This window comes from Paenibacillus sp. FSL K6-2393 (genome assembly GCF_038002545.1).
Lineage (GTDB): Bacteria > Bacillota > Bacilli > Paenibacillales > Paenibacillaceae > Paenibacillus.
This window is the reverse complement of sequence record NZ_JBBOCU010000002.1, coordinates 112,522-128,551: the sequence shown is the minus strand read 5'-3', so window position 1 is coordinate 128,551 and position 16,030 is coordinate 112,522. Positions and strand designations below refer to the sequence as shown.

At 48.1% G+C, this 16,030-nt stretch carries 11 protein-coding genes, 2 tRNA genes, 3 rRNA genes and 1 other RNA gene; all 17 read right to left on the bottom strand.

Translation table 11 applies throughout. From position 1 onward, the window contains the following. Positions 1 to 63: 63 nt before the first annotated feature. Positions 64 to 2,991 (bottom strand): 23S ribosomal RNA (locus MHI14_RS27695). Positions 2,992 to 3,133: 142 nt separating this feature from the next. Next, positions 3,134 to 3,209 (bottom strand) — tRNA-Ala (locus MHI14_RS27690). Between the two features lie 22 nt (positions 3,210 to 3,231). Next, positions 3,232 to 3,308, bottom strand: a tRNA-Ile gene (locus MHI14_RS27685). A 36-nt stretch (positions 3,309 to 3,344) separates the two neighbouring features. Then, positions 3,345 to 3,461, bottom strand: a 5S ribosomal RNA gene (rrf, locus tag MHI14_RS27680). A gap of 106 nt (positions 3,462 to 3,567) precedes the next feature. Further along, a 16S ribosomal RNA gene (locus MHI14_RS27675) occupies positions 3,568 to 5,120 on the bottom strand. The 16S, 23S and 5S rRNA genes sit together here with 2 tRNA genes alongside, the layout of an rRNA operon. 348 nt (positions 5,121 to 5,468) lie before the next feature. After that, entirely contained in the window at positions 5,469 to 5,738 is a 270-nt protein-coding gene (locus MHI14_RS27670) for a pro-sigmaK processing inhibitor BofA family protein (protein ID WP_074092952.1), read from the bottom strand. A gap of 32 nt (positions 5,739 to 5,770) precedes the next feature. Beyond that, positions 5,771 to 5,998 carry a DUF2508 family protein gene (locus tag MHI14_RS27665; protein WP_445670386.1) on the bottom strand — a complete coding sequence of 76 codons (228 nt, stop codon included), beginning with the start codon at positions 5,996 to 5,998 and terminating at the stop codon, positions 5,771 to 5,773. 231 nt (positions 5,999 to 6,229) lie between these two features. Next, the gene (gene recR / locus MHI14_RS27660) at positions 6,230 to 6,829 is read right to left on the bottom strand and encodes a recombination mediator RecR (RefSeq protein ID WP_036607246.1); all 600 of its coding nucleotides are present in this window, start codon (positions 6,827 to 6,829) and stop codon (positions 6,230 to 6,232) included. A gap of 35 nt (positions 6,830 to 6,864) precedes the next feature. Continuing rightward, positions 6,865 to 7,176 carry a YbaB/EbfC family nucleoid-associated protein gene (locus MHI14_RS27655; RefSeq protein WP_036607248.1) on the bottom strand — a complete coding sequence of 104 codons (312 nt, stop codon included), beginning with the start codon at positions 7,174 to 7,176 and terminating at the stop codon, positions 6,865 to 6,867. Positions 7,177 to 7,217: 41 nt separating this feature from the next. After that, complete coding sequence (gene dnaX / locus MHI14_RS27650) at positions 7,218 to 8,963, bottom strand: DNA polymerase III subunit gamma/tau (RefSeq protein WP_341131790.1); 1,746 nt, start codon at positions 8,961 to 8,963, stop codon at positions 7,218 to 7,220. 174 nt (positions 8,964 to 9,137) lie between these two features. Then, an RNA gene (gene ffs, locus MHI14_RS27645) (signal recognition particle sRNA large type) lies at positions 9,138 to 9,405 on the bottom strand. 159 nt (positions 9,406 to 9,564) lie between these two features. Further along, positions 9,565 to 9,762, bottom strand: coding sequence for a 50S ribosomal protein L31 (rpmE, locus tag MHI14_RS27640; RefSeq protein WP_036607255.1), 198 nt, complete (start codon positions 9,760 to 9,762; stop codon positions 9,565 to 9,567). Positions 9,763 to 9,864: 102 nt separating this feature from the next. Continuing rightward, complete coding sequence (locus MHI14_RS27635) at positions 9,865 to 11,139, bottom strand: radical SAM protein (RefSeq protein WP_074092949.1); 1,275 nt, start codon at positions 11,137 to 11,139, stop codon at positions 9,865 to 9,867. A gap of 97 nt (positions 11,140 to 11,236) precedes the next feature. After that, positions 11,237 to 12,562 carry a transcription termination factor Rho gene (gene rho, locus MHI14_RS27630; protein ID WP_036607258.1) on the bottom strand — a complete coding sequence of 442 codons (1,326 nt, stop codon included), beginning with the start codon at positions 12,560 to 12,562 and terminating at the stop codon, positions 11,237 to 11,239. Between the two features lie 465 nt (positions 12,563 to 13,027). Next, positions 13,028 to 14,281, bottom strand: coding sequence for a UDP-N-acetylglucosamine 1-carboxyvinyltransferase (locus MHI14_RS27625; RefSeq protein ID WP_017691290.1), 1,254 nt, complete (start codon positions 14,279 to 14,281; stop codon positions 13,028 to 13,030). A 147-nt stretch (positions 14,282 to 14,428) separates the two neighbouring features. Then, a complete protein-coding gene (gene fba, locus MHI14_RS27620; RefSeq protein WP_249913828.1) occupies positions 14,429 to 15,283 on the bottom strand; it encodes a class II fructose-1,6-bisphosphate aldolase in 855 nt (284 codons plus the stop codon). Positions 15,284 to 15,543: 260 nt separating this feature from the next. Then, on the bottom strand, positions 15,544 to 15,930 hold the full coding sequence (locus tag MHI14_RS27615; RefSeq protein WP_017691292.1) for a response regulator: 387 nt from the start codon (positions 15,928 to 15,930) through the stop codon (positions 15,544 to 15,546). Positions 15,931 to 16,030: the final 100 nt, after the last annotated feature.

Below are 16,030 nucleotides of genomic sequence, written 5' to 3'. Positions count from 1 at the left end.
TCATTCAAGGATTGCTCCCTGAAAACTAGATTCGAAACGAAACATGCGAATTATCACTTGCTATTGGATAAGCCCTCGACCGATTAGTACTGGTCAGCTCCATGCATTGCTGCACTTCCACCCCCAGCCTATCTACCTCGTCGTCTTCAAGGGGTCTTACATACTGGGAAATCTCATCTTGAGGGGGGCTTCACGCTTAGATGCTTTCAGCGTTTATCCCGTCCGTACATAGCTACCCAGCGGTGCTCCTGGCGGAACAACTGGTACACCAGCGGTACGTCCATCCCGGTCCTCTCGTACTAAGGACAGCTCCTCTCAAATTTCCTACGCCCACGACAGATAGGGACCGAACTGTCTCACGACGTTCTGAACCCAGCTCGCGTACCGCTTTAATGGGCGAACAGCCCAACCCTTGGGACCTACTTCAGCCCCAGGATGCGATGAGCCGACATCGAGGTGCCAAACCTCCCCGTCGATGTGGACTCTTGGGGGAGATAAGCCTGTTATCCCCAGGGTAGCTTTTATCCGTTGAGCGATGGCCCTTCCATGCGGTACCACCGGATCACTAAGCCCGACTTTCGTCCCTGCTCGACTTGTAGGTCTCGCAGTCAAGCTCCCTTATGCCTTTGCACTCTTCGAATGATTTCCAACCATTCTGAGGGAACCTTTGGGCGCCTCCGTTACTCTTTAGGAGGCGACCGCCCCAGTCAAACTGCCCACCTGACACTGTCCCCGCACCGGATTACGGTACCAGGTTAGAACCTAGATACGATCAGGGTGGTATCCCAACGTTGCCTCCACGCAAGCTGGCGCTCACGTTTCAAAGGCTCCCACCTATCCTGTACAGATCGTACCCAAATTCAATATCAAGCTGCAGTAAAGCTCCATGGGGTCTTTCCGTCTTGTCGCGGGTAACCTGCATCTTCACAGGTATTAAAATTTCACCGGATCTCTCGTTGAGACAGCGCCCAAGTCGTTACGCCATTCGTGCGGGTCAGAATTTACCTGACAAGGAATTTCGCTACCTTAGGACCGTTATAGTTACGGCCGCCGTTTACTGGGGCTTCGGTTCACAGCTTCGGGATTACTCCCTAACCACTCCCCTTAACCTTCCAGCACCGGGCAGGCGTCAGCCCGTATACTTCGCCTTACGGCTTCGCACAGACCTGTGTTTTTGCTAAACAGTCGCTTGGGCCTTTTCACTGCGGCCCCCTCGTGCTATTCACACTACCGGGGCACCCCTTCTCCCGAAGTTACGGGGTCATTTTGCCGAGTTCCTTAACGAGAGTTCTTCCGCGCGCCTTAGAATACTCTTCTCGCCTACCTGTGTCGGTTTGCGGTACGGGCACCATCACCTGGCTAGAGGCTTTTCTTGGCAGTGTGAGATCATGACCTTCGCTACTACAATTTTCGCTCCCCATCACAGCTCAGCCTTACAATGTGCGGATTTGCCTACACATCAGCCTTACTGCTTAGACGGACATCCATCAGTCCGCGTCACTACCCTACTGCGTCCCCCCATTGCTCATAACGGCTTACGGTGGTACAGGAATTTCGACCTGTTGTCCTTCGACTACGCCTTTCGGCCTCGCCTTAGGTCCCGACTTACCCTGAGCGGACGAGCCTTCCTCAGGAACCCTTAGGCTTTCGGCGGATCAGATTCTCACTGATCTTTTCGTTACTCATACCGGCATTCTCACTTGTATAATGTCCAGCGCTCCTTACGGTACACCTTCAACCCTTATACAACGCTCCCCTACCCCTGATGCAAAGCATCAAGCCATAGCTTCGGTGGTGTGTTTAGCCCCGTTACATTTTCGGCGCAGAGTCACTCGACCAGTGAGCTATTACGCACTCTTTCAATGGTGGCTGCTTCTAAGCCAACATCCTGGTTGTCTGTGCAACTCCACATCCTTTCCCACTTAACACACACTTGGGGACCTTAGCTGATGGTCTGGGCTGTTTCCCTTTTGACAATGGATCTTAGCACTCACTGTCTGACTCCCGGAAGTAAGTCTATGGCATTCGGAGTTTGACTGAGCTTGGTAACCCTTGCGGGCCCCGCACCCAATCAGTGCTCTACCTCCACGACTCTGTTTTCCGAGGCTAGCCCTAAAGCTATTTCGGGGAGAACCAGCTATCTCCGAGTTCGATTGGAATTTCTCCGCTACCCCCACCTCATCCCCGCATTTTTCAACATGCGTGGGTTCGGGCCTCCAGTGCGTGTTACCGCACCTTCACCCTGGACAGGGGTAGATCACCCGGTTTCGGGTCTACGTCCACGTACTAAGTCGCCCTATTCAGACTCGCTTTCGCTGCGGCTCCGGCTCTTCACCTTAACCTTGCACGGGAACGTAACTCGCCGGTTCATTCTACAAAAGGCACGCCATCACCCCTAAAACGGGCTCTGACTTTTTGTAAGCACACGGTTTCAGGTTCTATTTCACTCCCCTTCCGGGGTGCTTTTCACCTTTCCCTCACGGTACTGCTTCACTATCGGTCGCTAGGAAGTATTTAGCCTTGGCAGATGGTCCTGCCGGATTCATACGGGGTTTCACGTGCCCCGCACTACTCGGGATCCGTCTCGGAGGGAACAGACTTTCAACTACAGGGCTTTTACCTTCTTTGGCGGGCCTTTCCAGACCTCTTCGCTTAACCGGTTCCTTTGTAACTCCATGTGAGACGTCCCACAACCCCAAAGAGCAAGCTCTCTGGTTTGGGCTTCTCCGCGTTCGCTCGCCGCTACTGACGGAATCACTATTGTTTTCTCTTCCTCAGGGTACTTAGATGTTTCAGTTCCCCTGGTATGCCTCTACATAACCTATGTATTCAGTTATGAGTAACTGGAAATTACCCCAGCTGGGTTTCCCCATTCGGACACCCCCGGATCAAAGCTTGCTTACAGCTCCCCGAGGCAGTTTCGTTGTTCGCCACGTCCTTCATCGGCTCCTAGCGCCTAGGCATCCTCCGTGTGCTCTTAGTAGCTTAACCAATTGCTCAATATGAGCAATAGCAATCTACCGTTTTTATTGAAACTTGTTTAACACAAGTTCAGCTAAAAAGGAATGTTCTAATTCGCATTTACTTTCGTTTCGATATCTAGTTTTCAAAGAACAAACTTGTAAAACATTTTTGGTGGAGCCAAGCGGGATCGAACCGCTGACCTCCTGCTTGCAAGGCAGGCGCTCTCCCAGCTGAGCTATGGCCCCATATAAAATTTAAAGGTATAGATGGTGGGCCCTGGTGGACTCGAACCACCGGCCTCACCCTTATCAGAGGTGCGCTCTAACCAACTGAGCTAAGGGCCCACATTATATATACTATTTGAACCCAAAATGGGTTACGCTTGGCGGCGTTCTACTCTCCCAGGACCCTGCGGTCCAAGTACCATTGACGCTGAAGGGCTTAACGGTCGTGTTCGGGATGGGAACGTGTGGAACCCCTTCGCTATCGCCACCAAACGTTTGAGAGTTTGAGCTCTCAAAACTGAGCAACGAGTGAGTAACTAGCCGACCTGGCTAGATTTTGTATTTGAATGTTTCCGTTGCAGGAAACGATTCTCCATAGAAAGGAGGTGATCCAGCCGCACCTTCCGATACGGCTACCTTGTTACGACTTCACCCCAATCATCTATCCCACCTTCGGCGGCTGGCTCCTTGCGGTTACCCCACCGACTTCGGGTGTTATAAACTCTCGTGGTGTGACGGGCGGTGTGTACAAGACCCGGGAACGTATTCACCGCGGCATGCTGATCCGCGATTACTAGCAATTCCGACTTCATGCAGGCGAGTTGCAGCCTGCAATCCGAACTGAGACCGGCTTTGTTGGGATTGGCTCCATCTCGCGATTTCGCAGCCCGTTGTACCGGCCATTGTAGTACGTGTGTAGCCCAGGTCATAAGGGGCATGATGATTTGACGTCATCCCCACCTTCCTCCGGTTTGTCACCGGCAGTCTATCTAGAGTGCCCACCCGAAGTGCTGGCAACTAAATATAAGGGTTGCGCTCGTTGCGGGACTTAACCCAACATCTCACGACACGAGCTGACGACAACCATGCACCACCTGTCTTGAATGTTCCGAAGAAAAGGTACATCTCTGCACCGGTCATTCAGATGTCAAGACCTGGTAAGGTTCTTCGCGTTGCTTCGAATTAAACCACATACTCCACTGCTTGTGCGGGTCCCCGTCAATTCCTTTGAGTTTCAGTCTTGCGACCGTACTCCCCAGGCGGAGTGCTTAATGTGTTAACTTCGGCACCAAGGGTATCGAAACCCCTAACACCTAGCACTCATCGTTTACGGCGTGGACTACCAGGGTATCTAATCCTGTTTGCTCCCCACGCTTTCGCGCCTCAGCGTCAGTTACAGCCCAGAGAGTCGCCTTCGCCACTGGTGTTCCTCCACATATCTACGCATTTCACCGCTACACGTGGAATTCCACTCTCCTCTTCTGCACTCAAGTCACCCAGTTTCCAGTGCGATCCGGGGTTGAGCCCCGGGATTAAACACCAGACTTAAATGACCGCCTGCGCGCGCTTTACGCCCAATAATTCCGGACAACGCTTGCCCCCTACGTATTACCGCGGCTGCTGGCACGTAGTTAGCCGGGGCTTTCTTCTCAGGTACCGTCACCTTGAGAGCAGTTACTCTCCCAAGCGTTCTTCCCTGGCAACAGAGCTTTACGATCCGAAAACCTTCATCACTCACGCGGCATTGCTCCGTCAGGCTTTCGCCCATTGCGGAAGATTCCCTACTGCTGCCTCCCGTAGGAGTCTGGGCCGTGTCTCAGTCCCAGTGTGGCCGATCACCCTCTCAGGTCGGCTACGCATCGTCGCCTTGGTGAGCCGTTACCCCACCAACTAGCTAATGCGCCGCAGGCCCATCCCCAAGTGACAGATTGCTCCGTCTTTCCAGTTTCCTTCAGGCGAAGAAAACAACTATTCGGTATTAGCTACCGTTTCCGGTAGTTGTCCCAAACTTGAGGGCAGGTTGCCTACGTGTTACTCACCCGTCCGCCGCTAACTATCAGAGAAGCAAGCTTCTCTTCAAGTCCGCTCGACTTGCATGTATTAGGCATGCCGCCAGCGTTCGTCCTGAGCCAGGATCAAACTCTCCAATAAAGTATTGAAAAGAGCGATAAGCTCATTTTGAATCTGACGAGATTAAAAATCTCATTTGTGCTCCAGCCGATCCAAGCCAAGGCTTGTTTCCAACTTTCGCGTTCATTCTGCAAACAGAATGTTTACTCACTCGTTGTTCAGTTTTCAAAGATCAAACTCGTTTTTTCGTCACCATTTTCTCTCAGCGGCGACTTTTATAATATATCATACTTCGTTTGTTTTGGTCAAGTGTTTTTTTGAAATTCTTTTTCGAAGTTCGTAATGAACTCCTTCATTTCATCTAAAGCATCCAACCAAGCAAGCAAAGCAACGAGATATAATGTACCATATAAATATCCTGCGAGTCAACTATCCGAACAAAGAAATTTTCAACCCTAATAATAACCCCACACCTGGCAATCCCAAAACTGTTACAGTCCCTATCGTTGCAGGGTTCAGCGGGATGTAGGTTCCTGTAATCCAGCCGGAATAATTCACTATATATATCCCTACTGCAGCCAGCACCAGATGAATTCCGAATGACGTAAAAAACGATAAGCCTATCCGCTTTCTGAATAAAACAACGATAAGCCCCAGTAATGATATAACCAATACACTTCCCAGTATGATACTCTTCATATGTTACACCTCCGTATTTAATGTAAACGCGACTACATACTAATTCCTCGCTCTGATGTAACATCATCATTCGCTCTGGCTCGCTTTGCTCTTCTCAAGTGGATCTGGTACTTCCGCTCAGCTGCCTCCAATACATAAATGGCATAATCAATCTCATCCTGTCCTTGTGCATCTTCAAACTGTCTCATAGCCCTTTCCCATTCCTGCTTAGCCAACTGAATATCTGCATAGATCTGATCCGCCTCAAGTTCCTTCAACATTCTGTTGTGTTTCTCTACCGAGTTCCGTGTATTTCGCCACAAAAACATAAACTCTCCCCCTCCTGATCAACACAGCTATTCTCATACTTATCAGGGAAAGGACAAACTTAGAACTTGGGCATTCATTTTCTTCACAAAAAAAGAGAGCCCTAAGGCTCTCTTTACACATCGAAACTTATTTAGCATCCGAAGTTTCCAAGGAAGTGCACTGCGTAATACAAATTGATCACACTAACGCATCTCCCTGCGCCCTTCCAATGCTTTGGAAAGGGTCACTTCATCCGCATACTCAAGATCGCCACCTACAGGCAATCCATGCGCAATCCGGGTCACACTGATCTCAAACGGACGCACCAACCGGGAGATGTACATCGCTGTAGCCTCACCCTCAATATTGGGGTTTGTCGCTAAGATGATCTCTTTTATACGTTCATCACTTAGTCGAACCAGGAGTTCCTTCAACCGAATATCGTCTGGGCCAATTCCCTCCATAGGTGAAATCGCGCCCTGTAACACATGATAGTATCCATCAAATTCCTTGGTGCGCTCCATGGCCACCAGATCTTTCGAATCCTGAACTACACAGATTACAGAGACATCCCTTGACTTATCCTGACAGATGCGACACGGGTCCGTATCAGTGATATTACAACATACAGAACAGTAATGAAGATTACGCTTCACACTTACGAGCGCTTTGGCAAAATCGATAACGTCATCTTCCTTCATGTTAAGCACATGAAAAGCTAAACGCGCTGCCGTCTTGGGACCCACACCCGGCAACCGGGTGAAGGCATCAATCAGCTTGGCTATTGGTTCGGGATAATACAATCGATTGTGTCTCCTTTGACAGGATCAATTTTTAATTAAAATAATCCCGGAATATTCATGCCGCCTGTGAACTTGCCCATATCCTTGTTGGCAATCTCATCGGCTTTGGCCATTGCATCATTAACAGCTGTCATAACGAGATCCTGCAACATTTCAACATCTTCCGGATCTACCGCTTCAGGTTTGATCGTGATAGCAAGCAATTTCTTGTGTCCGTTAACTTCAGCCGTCACTACACCGCCACCAGAAGTACCTTGGACTGTTTTGTCCGCCAGTTCCTCTTGTGCTTTCAGCATTTGCTCCTGCATTTTCTTCACTTGTTTCATCATTTGGTTCATGTTGTTCATAATTGTTCATCTCCTTTGTTATGGTTATCGCGCTATGCGCATTATTCTTTGATCACTACAAGGTCCTCACCAAAGAGCTGGATGGCTTCATCAATCCAAGGCTGTTTGTTGCCTGAACCGCCGTCTTCATGCTCAGGTTCAAGCTTAAAGTCCTCCTTTGGCGCTTCAGAAGCTCCCTCCATTGCTCCGGTCCAATCTTTGAGCATCATCGTCACCAATCGTGCAGGACGCCCAAGCTGTTCGGACAACACCCGCTCAATGACTTCACGGTTGGCCTGTTTTTCCGTTGTTTCACGGTGAATGTTGTTTTTAAAAGCAACCAACACATTGTCCTCAAGCAATGATACCGGCTCACCATCCACAAACCAGGCGTGAACGGTAACCCGCTCTTCCTTAACTCGTTGCAGGATCTGACTCCATTTTTTGCTGATCTCTGCGAACTCAGGGGCTCCCTTGCGCGCAACATACTGATCCAACTGTGCAGGAAGCTTCGCAGGCGAGTTGCCTCTCGATACAGGGGCCCTTGTTGCCGGACGAGATGGAGCACTCGATGCACCTTCTCCACCAGACAAACCACTTTTCAGTGCACGATCCAACTTCTTCTCCAACTCAGCAAGCTGCTGCTTCAAGCGGTTGATCTCTCCCCCATCGGCAGGTGCTGCATGAGCTGAAGCTCCCACCTGAACAGAAGCCTCGCCTTGAGCTGGAATACTACACAGTTTAAGCAATGCAACTTCGAATAATGTCTGTGGTTGTACTGCATATTTCATTTCACTCTGGTACCGATTAAGGGTGTCAATCATGTGGAACAGTTGTTCCCTGGTGAATGACTCCGCCATATCACGGAAAGACTCCGGATTAAGTACCCGGTCCGTCAGTTTATCTGCATCAGGTACCATCTTAATCATAAGCAAATCACGGAAATAATACAGTAAATTCTCCATGCACTTGTCTGCACTCTTTCCTTCATGCATGAAACCTTCAATCATCTGCAAAATATGACCAACATCACCCTTAAGCAGCGAAGCAGCGAGTTTGGCAAATTGCTCTGAAGCAATTCCACCCGTCATGTCCAGAACCTGCTGGTACGTTACTCGTCCATCCGTAAATGAAGAGATCTGATCCAGCACACTAAGTGCATCCCTCATTCCACCGTCCGATAAACGGGCAATGTATTGGAGCGCATCCTGGTCAGCTTCCATGCCTTCCTGTTCACAGATCAGTGTAAGTCTTGCTGTCTGCTCTTCCAGGGATACCCGGCGAAAATCAAATCGCTGACAGCGCGATATAATGGTAGCCGGAAGGCGGTGTGGTTCCGTTGTTGCCAAAATAAACATCACATGTGGCGGTGGCTCTTCCAATGTTTTGAGCAAAGCATTGAATGCCTCCGTTGTCAGCATGTGCACTTCATCAATAATATAGACTTTCTGCCGGACTTCGGTTGGTGCATATTTAACCTTTTCCCGAAGATCACGAATTTCTTCAACGCCCCGATTGGATGCAGCATCAATCTCCTGCACATCCATCACAGCGCCAGTCGTAATTCTGCGGCAAGCTTCACACTCGTTACAAGGTTCAGGCGCAGGCCCACGTTCGCAGTTCACAGCTTTGGCCAAAATCTTGGCGGCACTTGTCTTTCCCGTTCCTCTGGGCCCGCTAAATAAGTAGGCATGGGAAGTCCGCTGTTCACGAATCGCGTTCTGCAAGGTCTGAATAATATGCTGTTGCCCCACCATATCTTGAAACGACTGGGGACGCCAAGCCCGGTATAACGCGATATGCTCCATGATGCGTTACCTTCCTTCCACTTCGCATTCGAGTCCTTTGTCGTTCCCCTATTATACTATATTCTAGGGTGAATCCAAACTTTATCTGACTCATTCATGCGTGGTTTATTAAGACATATCAAAAAGACCTCTGCATACATACAACTGCAAAGGTCTCTACATTTAAATGGTAAGCCGTGCACCTGCTATCGATATTTGCGATCCAAGTGGCACCCCTGAACAATAGCTCGGGCTAGGCAACCCTCCGGCACAAGAGTGATCTCACTTATGGCTGCTTCCTTCCGGACCTGACCAGGTTCATGAGTACTCATTGCGGAGGACCCAACCGTCAACACCACGTTTAGGGACCAAACCTCACATCGGCAAAACCTCTAGCAGGAATTCAACCTCGCTATAGCGGATTGCGAGTTACAGGGCACCGCTACCTCCCCATCTAGCACGGTAAGAAATAGTATAACGTAAGGTTATCCAAATTGCAACCAGAGGAACGTGAATGCGATTATGCTTACATATAACATATAAAAATAACATATAAAAACCCCTGCCAGATCAGCAGGGGTGTGTTGGATGCAATTAGCAGACAACTCCAAGAATTGTCCAATTAGATTCCGTATTTCTTTTTGAAACGATCAACACGGCCGCCAGCATCGATAAACTTCTGTTTACCTGTGAAGAACGGGTGGCACGCGGAGCAAATCTCTACACGAAGTCCGTCTTTAACCGAACCTGTCTCAAAAGTATTCCCGCAAGCGCAAGATACTTGACCAATCGTGTAATTAGGATGAATTGCTTCTTTCATTACCTTTCACCTCTTTCCGCCCTGAGCCTCAAGCGGACCCAGAGTAAATGGCACAACTCTGAGATTATAACACGGCCTTGTGCCTGTTGCAATCCATTATTGTTATGAGGTAATCAACCGTTTTGGACGTGCCATTCCAGCAGGTGGAACATGGGTATACGATCCGATCACAACATCAGGCAACTCGTCTTCAAAAATCTCAATCATCTGCTTCATGCCCAAGATATCACCTTGAGCTGGAGGGATTAATTCCAGATAACTCTCCGGATCAATATTGAGATTACGCATCTGAATCAAGCGCAGATCGGTTCTTCTTGCAAACTCAATCATCGCCTCAATCTCTTCTTCACGATCTGTTACACCTGGGAAGATCAGATAGTTAATGGAGGTGTATACACCCTGCTGCGCTGCGTATTTCATCGATTTCTCAACATTGGCTAAGGTATAACCACGCGGTTTATAGTAGGCGTTATAGTGGTCATCCAGTGCACTAATTGTACTTACGCGCATCAGATCCAATCCAGCATCTACAATACCTCTAATGTGATCGTTCAGACCGGCATTGGTATTAATGTTGATATACCCCATGTCCGTTACGGAACGAACTTCGCGAATCGCTTCTATGATCAGCTTGGCCTGTGTGGAAGGCTCCCCTTCACAACCTTGTCCAAAGCTAATGATGGACTCCGGCGTCTTCAGGTGTTCCAGCATAACTTCTACAATCTCATCCACACGTGGTCGGAAGTTCATACGTGTCTGCGGGGAAACAAAGCCGCTATCATCCGGTTGCTCGGAGATACACCCGAAACAGCCTGCATTGCAAGAATAGGATACCGGCACTCCACCTTCCCAACGATTCAGGAACGTGTTCGATGAAGTTAGACATTCATATCCAAGCGCACAGTTGGATAGATGGGTGTAGAGACGGTTCTCGGGGTATTGCTCTGTCAATCGTTTAACCCCTGAACGTACATCGTCACGATCACAGTTGAGCGGATTCCATTTTTCAGGACTATCCGACTTCGAAGCGGTGACATAGAAACCGCCATCTTTCCAAACTACTGCGGAATAACCGAACAACGGCAACTTATACTCTTTATCCGTCTTCACATAACCAGGGAGACACAAACGAGTGAATCCCTGTGGAAGCAACGCACCTACAGCCTGTGTGTCCGTTGGCATCGGCAGCATCTCACCGGTATCCGGGTCCATACCAATGGGCCGGGTACTCGGGAGTCCTACCAACGTTGCACCCTCTGGCAAAGGGATAAGTTCATCTTCCATAATCTCAACGATCATATCTCCACTGCGGGCAAGCCCGTACAGGGAAGGGTGATCAAATACATTACCTTTTTCATCTGCGTATACTAAATACATGATGTTCTCCTCACATCTAATGGGTTAAACCTAACGACGAGTGTATTGTAACATTTACAGCAATGCTGCAAAAAGAAATTGATTAGTCCAACGACACTTACGTCGATGTACCTGACGTAGCTGTCTGTCTAGGTGAGCGACGGGTTGTTGTTGTCCCGGAATTGCTTGTCGGGCTATTACCAGCCGAATCAAATGCCGCCAAAAACTCTGCATTTGTCTTGCTGTTACGAAGTTTTTTCAGGAATCCTTCAACAAAGTCATGGGAATCATTCATGTTTTTACGAATCGCCCAGATTGTATCCAACTCTTCCTTGCTGAGCAACACTTCTTCACGACGTGTACCGGAACGACGAATGTCGATTGCCGGGAATATGCGGCGCTCTGCCAGACGACGGTCCAGATGAAGCTCCATATTACCTGTACCCTTAAATTCTTCATAAATGACGTCATCCATACGTGATCCGGTATCAATTAATGCCGTTGCCAGGATGGTCAAGCTTCCGCCTTCTTCCACATTCCGGGCAGAACCGAAGAAACGTTTCGGACGATGGAACGCAGCTGGATCAATACCACCACTAAGTGTACGACCGGATGGTGGAATAACCAGGTTATATGCACGGGCAAGACGTGTAATGCTATCCAGCAGGATAACGACATCCTTTTTAGCCTCAACCAAACGAAGCGCACGTTCAAGCACCAATTCCGCCACCTTGATATGATTCTCAGGCAGTTCATCAAATGTTGAAGCCACAACTTCCCCTTTTACCGAACGCGACATATCCGTTACTTCCTCTGGACGTTCGTCAATCAACAGGACAAACAGTTCAATTTCAGGATTGTTAGTTGAGATGCTGTTGGCAATTTCTTTGAGGAGAAGCGTTTTACCCGCTTTGGGAGGTGCTACGATCAATCCGCGCTGTCCCAATCCTACCGGGGCGAGCACATCCATAATTCGTGTGGACAAATGGTTGGGGGATGTTTCGAGAACCAGTTTTTTCTGCGGATACAGTGGGGTTAGTGCCGGGAAGTGAAGTCGCTCTGCAGCCGCCGATGGATTCTCACCATTTACAGCGTTGACTTGCAACAAACCGAAGTATCTCTCGTTTTCCTTAGGCGTTCTACATTTACCTGATACGAGGTCACCTGTTCTTAGGTCAAACTTGCGAATCTGAGAAGCTGAGATGTAAATGTCCTCCGTACTTGGCAAGTAGTTAATCGGCCGAAGAAATCCGTAACCTTCAGGTAAAATCTCGAGTACGCCTTGCATGAACATCAGGCCGCTTTGTTCAGCTTGTGCACGTAGTATAGCAAAGATTAATTCTTTCTTTTTTAACGTACCATAGTAAGGTATCTGATATTTTTTGGCCAGTTTGTAGAGGTCCGTTAGTTTCATTTCTTCCAAATCGGAAATTTGTAGATCCATATAATAACCACCTATTCAATTAATAAGTCCGTGTGAAATGGATAGTTTCGCTAGATGTTCCGGCTATAGAGAGCGGCGTCTGCCACAATCCCTTCTGTCCATTGTACGGAATGTAACCGTTATAATGCAAATACTTGTCTTTGAGTGTAAGTTTCCGGGTGGGATGGCCAACATTCGGCCAGATCCGCTATTGAGTGAACGATGCATTGAGGCGATCAATCCGGATAGACCGGCTATGGAGCGCAGTTCAAACAAAACCGGGGGTTGGGGATGAGAAATGATGTTCTTACAGCCATATGAAGTTTAATTCAAAAAAAGACCCTCCGGTAAAGGAAACAGAAACATTTCGTCTTATGCCGGAGAGACTGAGAACTCTATTAAAACAGGTTTACCTAATTATCAAAAAGATATGCAGTTCAGTTAAAATAAACATGTGTATGACTGAATCATGCATAATGCTTCCTATTAATCAGTTTCCCGCCATACATCGGCACCGAGCAGACGCAGATTAGTCACCAGATGATCATAACCGCGGTCAATATATTCGACCCCCGTCACTTCAGTCACACCTTCACTGACGGTGAGACCTGCAATCACCAGCGCTGCTCCAGCGCGAAGATCGGATGCTTTTACTTTGGCCGCGTTTAATGCACTGCCTTCAATAATCGCCGACCGTCCTTCTACTCGAATCTTTGCACCCATCCGCACCAACTCAGGCACATGCTTGAATCGATTACTGTATACAAAGTCGCTCAGGACACTCACACCGGTTGCCTGTGTTAAAACACTGGTCATGGGTGACTGTAGATCCGTTGGGAAACCAGGATATACAAGTGCCTTCACGTCCACATGGTTATAACTTGGTTTACCAATGACACGTATACTTTCATCCAACTCCTCAATGCCAACCCCCATCTCCAGCAGCTTTGCCGTTAAAGCCTCCAGATGTTTGGGAATCACATTGTCAATCAGAACATCTCCGCGCGTCGCCGCTGCAGCGATCATATACGTACCTGCTTGGATACGGTCCGGAATGATGGAATGACGGCAGCCTTTAAGCTCCGAGACTCCTTCAATACGGATCGTTTCGGTACCTGCACCCTTGATGCTGGCACCCATGGAATTCAGAAGTGTTGCTACATCTATAATCTCAGGCTCTTTAGCCGCGTTTTCGATAATTGTAGAGCCTTTGGCACGAGTAGCCGCCAGCATGATATTAATGGTTGCGCCGACACTGCTTACATCAAGATAGATTTTTGCTCCGCGCAGCTCTTTGGCATGCAAATGAATGGAGCCATGTTCGTTTGTTACGGTTGCGCCAAGCGCTTCAAACCCTTTGATATGTTGATCAATTGGACGAGGCTCAAAATTACAGCCCCCTGGTAAACCTATGGTCGCTTCTTTGAAACGCCCTAGCAATGCACCCATCATATAATACGAAGCGCGAAGCTTCTTCACGGGACCATTCGGCATAGGAATGGATTTGATGTCAGAAGGGTCAATCTTCATCTGACTGCCTTCCCAAGTCACACGTGCTCCGAGTTCCTCCAAAATTTCTGCATAAACCGCCACGTCACTCAAAAGCGGCAGGTTGTCCAACACGACTTCTGACTCGGCAAGCAATGCTGCAGGAATAAGCGCAATGGCGCTGTTCTTGGCGCCGCTTATAGTTACAGTTCCCTGTAACGGACGTCCGCCACTAATCATCAATTTTTCCATAAAGCTTAATGTCCCCCTACGTGTTTTGCAGCCGATGAACGGCAATACGTGCTGTTGGCTTCCGATGTAGAAATAAGGTGTGAAAATGGAAAGACACCGGCTAGGCGGTGTTTTTCCATTTCACAGTATGGAACTGGTAAAGTTAAATTACGCTTTGTTGTTAGAACCAAACTCGCGGATTTTACCTTTAACGGTTTCTTTGATTGCTTCACGGCCTGGTACGATGAATGTACGTGGATCGTAAGCATCTGGTTTAGCTGCAAGCACTTCACGAACCACTTTTGAGAAAGCAATTTGGTTCTCTGTGTTTACGTTGATTTTGGACGTACCCAGGGAAATGGCTTTGTCGATGTCGTGTTTAGGAATACCTGTACCACCGTGCAATACGAGTGGAACTTGTACCGCGTCACGAACTTCTTCCATTTCTTTGAAGCCCAGGTTAGGCTCGCCATGGTAAGGACCGTGTACGGAACCAAGAGCTGGTGCCAATGTATCGATACCTGTTTCTTTAACGATACGGATACACTCGTTCAGGTCAGCGTACATGATGCCGCCGATAACGTCGTCTTCTTGTCCGCCTACAGTACCTACTTCAGCTTCTACAGAAACGCCTTTAGCGTGTGCATATTCAACAACTTTTTTAGTCATTTCAATGTTCTCATCGATAGAGTGGTGGGAACCGTCGATCATAACGGATGTGAATCCAGCATCGATCGCTTCTTTACACTTGTCGAAGCTTGAACCGTGGTCCAGGTGAATTGCAACTGGAACGGTGATTTTCATGTCGTGAATGAGTCCTTCTACCATTTTAACTACAGTGTAGAAGCCACCAATGTGACGTGCTGCGCCTTCGGATACACCCAGGATTACTGGGGATTTCTCTTCTTCAGCAGCACCAAGAATCGCTTGAGTCCACTCAAGGTTATTGATGTTGTATTGACCAACTGCATATTTTCCTTCAAGTGCTTTGTTCAACATGTCTGTCATAGATACTAATGGCATGGTTTCAATCCTCCTAGGGGTTTGGGTTGTGTCTATGGTTTTTAGCCGAAATCACATACGGGCTTATTATACCACATCCCATGTCAAATACTAAACAAGCATTTGCAAAAATGCTGTGCTTTGCAGCACAGTTTTCATAGACACCGCTTTATAACTTCCCCATTTCCAATATTCCCCGGATGAAGGAGTGAAATACCCCATTCTCCCACCAAGTACCTTCTATGTTCTCCACACGCAAAAAAATCCTGTATCAACAGGATTCAGCTGCATTTATTGGCGGTACCATTGCGAAGTTGCATATTCACAGCCACTCGCATCTCGTCGATATCAAACGGTTTCGTAAAGTGCATGAGCGCTCCGAGATCCGTGGCTTCCTTAATCATGTCCAGTTCACCATAAGCGGTCATCATGATCACTTTGATACCCGGATCAATTTCTTTAATATGCTTCAGGATTTCCAGACCGTCCATCCCAGGAATCTTCATATCGAGCAATACCAGGTCAGGCTTGTCATTATTCACAATCTCCAGAGCAACCTTGCCGTTGGGTGCTTGAAACGTGTTATACCCCTCACTGCTGAACACTTCCATTAACAGGATTCGAATACCATTCTGGTCATCAACAATCAAAACTTTTTTATCTTCCACTCTGTAACCTCCTAGAATTAGGAAAGCATGCACATCATCGAATCTGGATAACTATCCCATAGTCGTCATGATAAGTATTCTACCTCTTCCATTAAAATCC

Coding starts and splice junctions, on each gene's coding strand:
- rpmE (WP_036607255.1), bottom strand. CDS start 9,762: ATGAAAGAAGCAATTCATCCTAATTACACGATTGGTCAAGTATCTTGC.
- rho (WP_036607258.1), bottom strand. CDS start 12,562: ATGGATCTACAAATTTCCGATTTGGAAGAAATGAAACTAACGGACCTC.
- MHI14_RS27635 (WP_074092949.1), bottom strand. CDS start 11,139: ATGTATTTAGTATACGCAGATGAAAAAGGTAATGTATTTGATCACCCT.
- MHI14_RS27670 (WP_074092952.1), bottom strand. CDS start 5,738: ATGAAGAGTATCATACTGGGAAGTGTATTGGTTATATCATTACTGGGG.
- MHI14_RS27665 (WP_445670386.1), bottom strand. CDS start 5,998: ATGTTGAAGGAACTTGAGGCGGATCAGATCTATGCAGATATTCAGTTG.
- dnaX (WP_341131790.1), bottom strand. CDS start 8,963: ATGGAGCATATCGCGTTATACCGGGCTTGGCGTCCCCAGTCGTTTCAA.
- MHI14_RS27625 (WP_017691290.1), bottom strand. CDS start 14,281: ATGGAAAAATTGATGATTAGTGGCGGACGTCCGTTACAGGGAACTGTA.
- fba (WP_249913828.1), bottom strand. CDS start 15,283: ATGCCATTAGTATCTATGACAGACATGTTGAACAAAGCACTTGAAGGA.
- MHI14_RS27655 (WP_036607248.1), bottom strand. CDS start 7,176: ATGAACAACATGAACCAAATGATGAAACAAGTGAAGAAAATGCAGGAG.